The organism is Pseudoalteromonas sp. c7(2019), from assembly GCF_011378625.1.
Lineage (GTDB): Bacteria > Pseudomonadota > Gammaproteobacteria > Enterobacterales > Alteromonadaceae > Pseudoalteromonas > Pseudoalteromonas arctica.
On sequence record NZ_WTKS01000018.1, the window covers coordinates 82,809 to 90,049 of the forward strand.

At 40.4% G+C, this 7,241-nt stretch carries 8 protein-coding genes and 1 pseudogene; 4 read left to right on the plus strand and 5 right to left on the minus strand.

The window, feature by feature from the left end; all coding sequences use genetic code 11:
- Positions 1 to 4 precede the first annotated feature (4 nt).
- Positions 5 to 1,237 carry an NnrS family protein gene (locus GQR38_RS17555; protein ID WP_165722803.1) on the minus strand — a complete coding sequence of 411 codons (1,233 nt, stop codon included), beginning with the start codon at positions 1,235 to 1,237 and terminating at the stop codon, positions 5 to 7.
- Positions 1,237 to 1,506 (minus strand): hypothetical protein, encoded by a 270-nt coding sequence (locus GQR38_RS17560; RefSeq protein WP_007584928.1) that lies wholly within the window; start codon positions 1,504 to 1,506, stop codon positions 1,237 to 1,239. The genes GQR38_RS17555 and GQR38_RS17560 overlap by 1 nt, the downstream gene beginning before the upstream one ends.
- A 160-nt stretch (positions 1,507 to 1,666) precedes the next feature.
- Here GQR38_RS17560 and norR point away from each other — a divergent pair, with 160 nt between their 5' ends.
- Positions 1,667 to 3,223, plus strand: a complete 1,557-nt coding sequence (gene norR / locus GQR38_RS17565) for a nitric oxide reductase transcriptional regulator NorR (protein ID WP_165722804.1) — start codon at positions 1,667 to 1,669, stop codon at positions 3,221 to 3,223.
- Positions 3,224 to 3,244: 21 nt separating this feature from the next.
- Here norR and GQR38_RS17570 read toward each other — a convergent pair whose 3' ends face one another.
- Positions 3,245 to 4,144, minus strand: a complete 900-nt coding sequence (locus GQR38_RS17570) for a LysR family transcriptional regulator (protein WP_165722805.1) — start codon at positions 4,142 to 4,144, stop codon at positions 3,245 to 3,247.
- A gap of 119 nt (positions 4,145 to 4,263) precedes the next feature.
- Here GQR38_RS17570 and GQR38_RS17575 point away from each other — a divergent pair, with 119 nt between their 5' ends.
- A complete protein-coding gene (locus tag GQR38_RS17575; protein WP_165722806.1) occupies positions 4,264 to 4,830 on the plus strand; it encodes an NADPH-dependent FMN reductase in 567 nt (188 codons plus the stop codon).
- A 21-nt stretch (positions 4,831 to 4,851) separates the two neighbouring features.
- Here the strand turns inward: GQR38_RS17575 and GQR38_RS17580 are convergent, their stop codons facing one another.
- Positions 4,852 to 5,292, minus strand: coding sequence for a TerB family tellurite resistance protein (locus GQR38_RS17580; RefSeq protein WP_165722807.1), 441 nt, complete (start codon positions 5,290 to 5,292; stop codon positions 4,852 to 4,854).
- A gap of 99 nt (positions 5,293 to 5,391) precedes the next feature.
- Between GQR38_RS17580 and GQR38_RS17585 the strand changes: the two genes are divergently transcribed.
- The gene (locus tag GQR38_RS17585; protein WP_024591701.1) at positions 5,392 to 5,772 is read left to right on the plus strand and encodes a hypothetical protein; all 381 of its coding nucleotides are present in this window, start codon (positions 5,392 to 5,394) and stop codon (positions 5,770 to 5,772) included.
- A gap of 2 nt (positions 5,773 to 5,774) precedes the next feature.
- Here GQR38_RS17585 and GQR38_RS17590 read toward each other — a convergent pair whose 3' ends face one another.
- A complete protein-coding gene (locus GQR38_RS17590; protein WP_165722808.1) occupies positions 5,775 to 6,368 on the minus strand; it encodes a hypothetical protein in 594 nt (197 codons plus the stop codon).
- 145 nt (positions 6,369 to 6,513) lie between these two features.
- Between GQR38_RS17590 and GQR38_RS17595 the strand changes: the two are divergent.
- Positions 6,514 to 6,849, plus strand: a pseudogene (locus tag GQR38_RS17595) (sugar O-acetyltransferase); the annotation flags it as partial.
- Between the last annotated feature and the right edge of the window lie 392 nt (positions 6,850 to 7,241).

Genomic DNA, 7,241 nt, shown 5'->3' on the forward strand with positions numbered 1-7,241 from the left:
TGAACTAACCACGACGCCCATCAACACGACGCCGCGTTAATATAGGTGTGCAGTGAATTAAAAATAATGAAAAAGCCACTAACCACAGCAAAGCACTTATTTGCCAAGCAAGGTGAGGCCCAATAATAAAAGGGAGTAATGAACGAGTAATAGCGGCCACAAGCAAAAACGCAAAAGCAACAGCCATGTAATGAGGAATAGCGAGTGTACGCCCTGTATGACCATGTGATACACGCGTCATCATTGCTAAAATCATCATACCTATTGTGCCAATAGTGATTAAGTGCAGCGCATCTTTAAATTGTATTGCACTGCTATAAAAGCTAAATGCAACCATCATTAACCCTACGCCTAACGCTAAGTAGGAAAAATGTAAAGACCATAACAACGGCACTCTCAATACCTTGCTATCCCACCAAAAACCAGCCCTGACCAGGTGAAGCGCAGCAACAGTTGCAACAACTAACGCAGGATTAATCGTGTTCAAAAACAACTTGTTGATGAAAAATAAAGTGATAGCCAAAATAGATAAATACATCACCGCTTTATCTATTTTAGGAGTGCGAACTTGTGCGGTTAAACCTAGACCTTTAGCGGTAAAAAATGGTAAAACGCGACCCGCAACAATGCCAACTAGTAAAGTAATTACTAGTACTGCGGTATCAACCACACCAAGTGCAAGCTGCATGTTTTTCTGTAAAATGAGTATTAAATACAATACATTGAGCCCACAAAGCACAGCCAAAATAGCTAAAAACGGATAGTTACTTTTGCTATTGGCTTTTAATAACATATTAGCCAACGCGGCTATGGCGCCTAACCACCAAATAACTTGTAATGTAAGTGCAGCATATAAATTAAAATGAGCAATATCAGGCAATATCACAAAAAAAGCTAAGCGCGCTGCAAGCCATATAAACGTAAGCCACATAAGGGCTTTGCCACTTATGCTCGGCACGCCTGTCCATGTTTGTGCAGCGGTAAGTAAAAAGCCAACAGCTACAACTCCTGCAAAGCCAAACAGCATTTCGTGCGCGTGCCATAATGTCGCAGGTATCGATAAGTGCCAACTTGCATGGCCTGTTAAAATAAGTAGCCAATACCCCACCGACAAAAATGCCAATAAGCCACCGCCTAAAAAGAAAGGTCTAAAAGCGAGCATCCATAATGGCCATTGAGATACTTGATGAATAGCAACGCGTGCTGGCATTGGCTCAGTTAAGTTTATAGGGCGCATTATCGTACCTCCTGCCCTAAACCATGTTGTGCAACACAGCGCAGTACGTAACTTACTTTTAAAATAGCAGCAATAACAATAGTGCCAATATGAGCTGATACTTGCACCGCCATGGAAAAGTACTCAGCAAACGGGTAGCTAATTAAAATACTTGCCGTAATACACACTAAACTCACAGCTAATGCAGTATTGGCAGCAAATAATACTGTTTCGTATAGTGAACTAAACTGTGTTTGATTATTTAAATTATTCAGCATTAGTGTGTTCATGGCGATCTCTGTAACTAACTACGTTACTTAGCTATTACACATACTGTGCCAACAAATTTAATTAATTAAATTCAATAAGTTAAATTAAACCACTTTACAGTATGAGTCTTTATGACCTACTATCAATTAACTCATAAGAACACAAACAGGTCATTTTGACATGAACCAGCAATTCAACCTTACACAAGTTGCTCTAGAGCTTGCTCAAAGTACACTACACGAGCATAGCTTTGATCAATTACTAGCAACGGTTGAGCGGGTGATTCCTAGTGATGCAAGCGCGTTATTAGTGCTTCAGGGTGAGCAATTAAAACCACTGGCAATTAAAGGATTAATGTCCGACAGTCTTGGCAGGCGATTTAAGATAGTAGAACACCCTCGTCTAGAAGCTATTTGCAAAAGCACACTCGCGCTACAATTTGCGCACGACTGCCCACTACCCGATCCATACGACGGATTGCTATTAGCTAAAACCGGCGACATACCGGTACATGCATGTTTAGGTTTACCTCTTTATGATAAAAACGCGCTACTTGGCGTACTTACGTTTGATAGCCTTAACGCCAATGCATTTAACAGCATAAGCGCTGATACACTCAATACTTTACAAACACTGTGTAGTGCGCACTTTAAAACAGCTTTAGAGCTTGCCCATTACAAACAGCATGCACAGCACTCAAGTGCATTAGTGCAAGAACTAAATCGTGAAGCGTTAACACGAGATGGCGGTGAAATTATTGGTCAAAGTCCGCTAATGCAAACACTTAAAAACGAAATTAAACTCGTTGCAGCATCTAACTTTAGCGTGCTTATATTAGGTGAAACAGGAGTAGGGAAAGAGCTTGTAGCGCGTAATATTCACTTAAATTCAGCTCGAAAAGATCAACCGCTTATTCACTTAAATTGTGCATCGCTTCCTGAGAACCTTGCTGAAAGTGAATTTTTTGGTCATGCGAAAGGGGCTTTTACAGGCGCACAAAATTCGCGCCAAGGTAAATTTCAATTAGCTGATGGCGGCACGTTATTTTTAGATGAAATAGGCGAACTGCCCCTGACCATGCAAAGTAAACTATTACGAGTGCTACAAAGTGGCGAAATACAAACGGTAGGAGAAGACACGCCAAAGTACGTAGATGTACGCGTAGTTGCCGCAACCAACAGAAATTTAAAAGAAGAAGTAGCTCAAGGTCGCTTTAGAGCCGATTTATACCATCGCCTCAGTGTCTACCCTATTACTGTGCCACCACTTAGTAAACGCGAGCACGACATAACACTCTTAGCTGGTTATTTTATTGAGCAAACAGCCCGTAAATTAGGGATAAAACAATTAAAACTAAGCCCTGAAGCGCAAGTACTGCTTAATCAGTACAACTGGCCAGGTAACGTTCGCGAGCTTGAACATGTCATTAGCCGCAGCGCCCTAAAAGCAAAACAAAGCCAATGGCAAAATCCAATAATAACCATTACAAGCGAGCACTGTGATTTAACCCCAAGTGCGCCACAAAACTCTCTAGTAGCAAGCCAAATTACAACCAACACCTTAATCAACCAACCTTTAAAGCAAGCTGTAGAATCGTTGCAATACAACGTAATTACTGAGCAATTAAAGAAGCATAACTACAACTGGTCAGCAGCAGCAAGAGTGCTTGAATTAGATAGAGCTAACTTAGTACGCTTGGCTAAACGCCTAGGGATAGAAGTAAAAAAAACACTATAATCATTCAAAACACAGCTAAAATTATTGATTAGCAGCTAACTTACTAAAGTGTGTTTTCAACAATCCTGCAAAAGCTTGTACTTTAGCAGTGCGATGTACTAAGTGATGCGTGACTAACCATACATCGGTAGGCCAGCTTAAATCACTGTGCAATATAGGTACTAAATCAGAATATTGCGCTGCCACATCATGTTGTAATCCGCCAATACCTAGCCCTTTAATTATTGCACGAGTTGCTTCTGAGGTTTCGGACACTCGCAGCTTTATTTGCGATGCAGGAATATGTTCATCAGCCCATGCAAAATAAGGCACGCGGGCATTAAAACCCGCCACACCTGATACAAAATTATGTTGTTGTAAATCACTTAATAATTTAGGCATGCCGTATTTATTAATGTAACGTTTATTAGCGTATAAACCCGATGAAAGCTGCGCCAAATGCTGAGCAATATAATCGCCTTCATCTGGTCTTGGGCCTGCACGCACTGCAATATGTGCTTGTCCGTGATCGAGTCTTAATCTTTTTTGTTCTAAAATAACCTCAAGCTGCACTTGTGGATGTAGCGACTGAAATTGCTCACATACATCACCAAGTACATCCATAAAACCACTTACCGTCGTTAGTAATAAACTCCCTCTAAGGGTGCTATCGGCTGCTGCTATATCGTTATGTAACTGCTCTAAGGAGCTATGGATAGTTTGTGCTGTTGCAAATAACTTGGTGCCAATTTCAGTAACCTTGTAACCACGGGCATGGCGATGAAAAAGGCGTGCATTTAAGTTTTTTTCAAGATTATTAATTCTCCTAAGTACTGTGCTGTGGTGCACATTAAGCTCTTCTGCTGCCGCCGTTAACGTGCCTAATCGTGCTACTTCAAACGCTACTTTAACGTCTTGCCAATCTTCAAATTTTATCGCCATGCTGCTTACCTTATACTTATGTGCATTTACGCACACAAGTGTTGCGTTTATTGGGGTTTTCTACAAGCAAAATTTTGCTACATTAGCGTTGTAAGTTTAAACACTAAAAGGTCACTAGCATGTCAGTACCAAAAATTATCGCCCTAGCAGGAAGTCTTCGACAAGAAAGCTTTAATCAAAAAATTATTAATGAGGCAGCACGTTTTGCTCTACAAACAGGTGCTGAAGTAGAAGTAATAAAACTAAACGAATTAAACATCCCACTATTTAACGAAGATATTGAAGCGCAAGGTACACCAGGCGATGTACAGCTTTTAAAAGACAAACTACGTGCAGCTGACGGTATTTTACTAGCAAGCCCAGAGTACAACGGCTCTATAACTGCAGCACTTAAAAATGCGATTGATTGGGCATCGCGCACAGAGCAAGGTGCTGTTCCTGCTTTTCGTAATAAAGTAGTGGCGCTGTTTTCAGCATCACCAGGTGGACTTGGTGGGTTACGCGGTTTAAATCATGTACGTGATATATTAAGTGGTATTGGATCGTTAGTGCTTGCCGATCAACTTGCAGTACCCGCTGTACACACATTGTTTGATGAAAATGGGCAAATTAATGAACCTGTTACTGCAGAGCGAGTATTGGCGCTTGCTCATCAGTTAGTAAGCGTTGCAAGTAAGTTAAGATAACCTGCACGCCTAAATAACTAATTACTTTGTCGCCGCGAGTTTTGCGGCGATAAAATCGGTATGCGTTACATATAAAAGCCCTGCTACTTTACGTATTACGTAGTCTTCTTGGGGATCTATTTCTCCATCGGCATACGCTAAGCGCCATAATAACTCTATTATTTCTATTCGCTGCGCCGCGCTGCAATGCTCATTAATCTGTTTTGAAAACTGAAAGTAATCTATCGAATCATCTAAGCTGCTTGCCGCGTTATTAGTAAGCTCATTAACCTCAATATCTGTTAAATTAAAATACTTTTTTAAGGTTACAGTCAGGGTTTGTTGTTCATCATGTTCAAGCTTGGTATCTGCACGCATAACTTCAATTAATAATGCAGCAACAGCTGTTTTTAAATCGTGCTCTTGCATACTTGGCTGCTGTTCATCGAATACAGCAAAAAGTTGTTTTATTTGTTTGAACATCACACTTTCCCTTTTTGGGTGTTAGACTAATACGTAAAGAAATCGACCTTATTACTCTTATTAATGGGTATAAAGTTCGCAAATTAAAGGATATATTTTATGAAAGGAATAAACGCACCACGCTTATTTATAGGCGCTACACTGGTGGCCCTTTCAAGTGCAAATACTGCACTTGCTGAAAAAGCCGAAACAGAGAAGCTCTACGACTTTGACAACAAAGTGCATTACTACCAAACCAAAATTGGCGAAGACAACTATAAAATAGAAATCCAGTCAGACGATTACAAACACTTTACCAATCAAAGTGTATTTTTATTACGCCATGCGGACCGTCTATGCCGCGGCAATACCTTTATGTTGAAAATACTTGAAGGCGTGCAAGAGTACGAGCGCTTTCCAACAAAACCACGTGCTTACCAACCAGATTTAAGTGTTTTACTACAATGCGAAACTAAAGAAGATACAAACAAGGGTAAGTAGCCTTAGTCTTTATAACCCCAAGGTGCTGATGGTGGAGTAATCGGTTTAGTTAAATCAAAATCCACCTTAAACTCACGTCCTTGGCGAATTAATCGATAAGTAAATACTTCTGGGTAAATATACATTTGCCATGTATTACCTACAGACTGTGCAATGCCTTCTTTCACGAATAACTCTTTAGAGTATTGGTCTGCTGGAAACGACTGCATTTGCGCGAACCCTGCATCAAGCGTATGGCCACCATACATAGTTGATGCGTCGTCTGTTCCATCTTTATGACGATGATCGTGCTTTAAACTCAAGCCACTACCCGTTTTAGTTATGATCCACGTACGTGATGCATCGTCTCCTACATGAAACGGCACTTGTAACTCAGTCTCGCTACATTTACGTACATGCATAACCAGCTTTTTATCTGTAAATGAGCTTGGCCCTTTCGCGTTATCTACCGCTACTTCACCTTCAAAAGCTTTACCGCAATGCGCTGCAATACTATTAAAAAAGGCATCATGAGTAGGAATAGACACTAGCGGTGCAGGGCGTGCAAAAGCTGTCGATGAAGCAACTATTAAAGTTGCTGCAGTTAATAATTTCATATGTTTCTCGTTATAGTTATTTTAAAACATCTGTAATGGTACAGTTTTCTTAAGTACTTTATTAGAAGTATCTATATAAAATTTAGAACAAGACAACTAGGTAAAACTACTAAATAGCGATTAACGACTAAATATCTCAGCCTTCATTAACAATCCTACTTTTATAAATATTAATTACACACCTCAACTAGCCATTGGCCAATTATTTAATCACCATTTGTGATGCCTGCTTAATTGGCCCGAAAGTTCAGCTTTTAGCTGTGTCACATGCTACTAATCCAGCAAAAAGGCTTAGTAAGAAAACTTTGCAGCGCCTATCGCGTTAGCCAATAACGCATGGGTTGGCACAGGTGTAATTATTTTAGAGGGTGTGAGTATTGGTGAAAACAGTATTGTGGGTGCGGGTGCTGTCGTTACTAAAAATGTAATGCCTAATACCCCAGTAGCGGATAATCCAGATCGTGAAATAAGAACACTGTAGTTATTCTCGATGTGATTTTAACGTTGGGAGTCGCTACGCTCGCATCAGCGAGCACTTTAACTCGTTAAATTAAGTGAATTATTCACTAAGAAGTTCTTCGTTCTAGAGGAATACCTGAATCACTTTTTCTACAAGCATAAAAAAGCCCGAATCGTTAGATTCGGGCTTTCTACAATGTGAAGCTTGGAAATGTCGTGGTGCCCACAGCGGTGGAGAGCCACAGTGAAATGCTACACTATTATCGGTCGAAGCTTTAGTTTCACTACTGAGTTCGGCATGGGCTCTTGGCTATTTACTAAATCTCAGATAGCAAAAAACCCGTCACATTGCTGTAACGGGTTTCTACAATTTGAAGCCTGGTAATGTCCTACTTTCACATAGCAAATGCTACA

Bases quoted from the DNA above. Each gene is read 5' to 3' on its own strand.
- GQR38_RS17555 (WP_165722803.1), bottom strand. From the start codon at position 1,237: ATGCGCCCTATAAACTTAACTGAGCCAATGCCAGCACGCGTTGCTATT.
- GQR38_RS17560 (WP_007584928.1), bottom strand. From the start codon at position 1,506: ATGAACACACTAATGCTGAATAATTTAAATAATCAAACACAGTTTAGT.
- norR (WP_165722804.1), top strand. From the start codon at position 1,667: ATGAACCAGCAATTCAACCTTACACAAGTTGCTCTAGAGCTTGCTCAA.
- GQR38_RS17570 (WP_165722805.1), bottom strand. From the start codon at position 4,144: ATGGCGATAAAATTTGAAGATTGGCAAGACGTTAAAGTAGCGTTTGAA.
- GQR38_RS17575 (WP_165722806.1), top strand. From the start codon at position 4,264: ATGTCAGTACCAAAAATTATCGCCCTAGCAGGAAGTCTTCGACAAGAA.
- GQR38_RS17580 (WP_165722807.1), bottom strand. From the start codon at position 5,292: ATGTTCAAACAAATAAAACAACTTTTTGCTGTATTCGATGAACAGCAG.
- GQR38_RS17585 (WP_024591701.1), top strand. From the start codon at position 5,392: ATGAAAGGAATAAACGCACCACGCTTATTTATAGGCGCTACACTGGTG.
- GQR38_RS17590 (WP_165722808.1), bottom strand. From the start codon at position 6,368: ATGAAATTATTAACTGCAGCAACTTTAATAGTTGCTTCATCGACAGCT.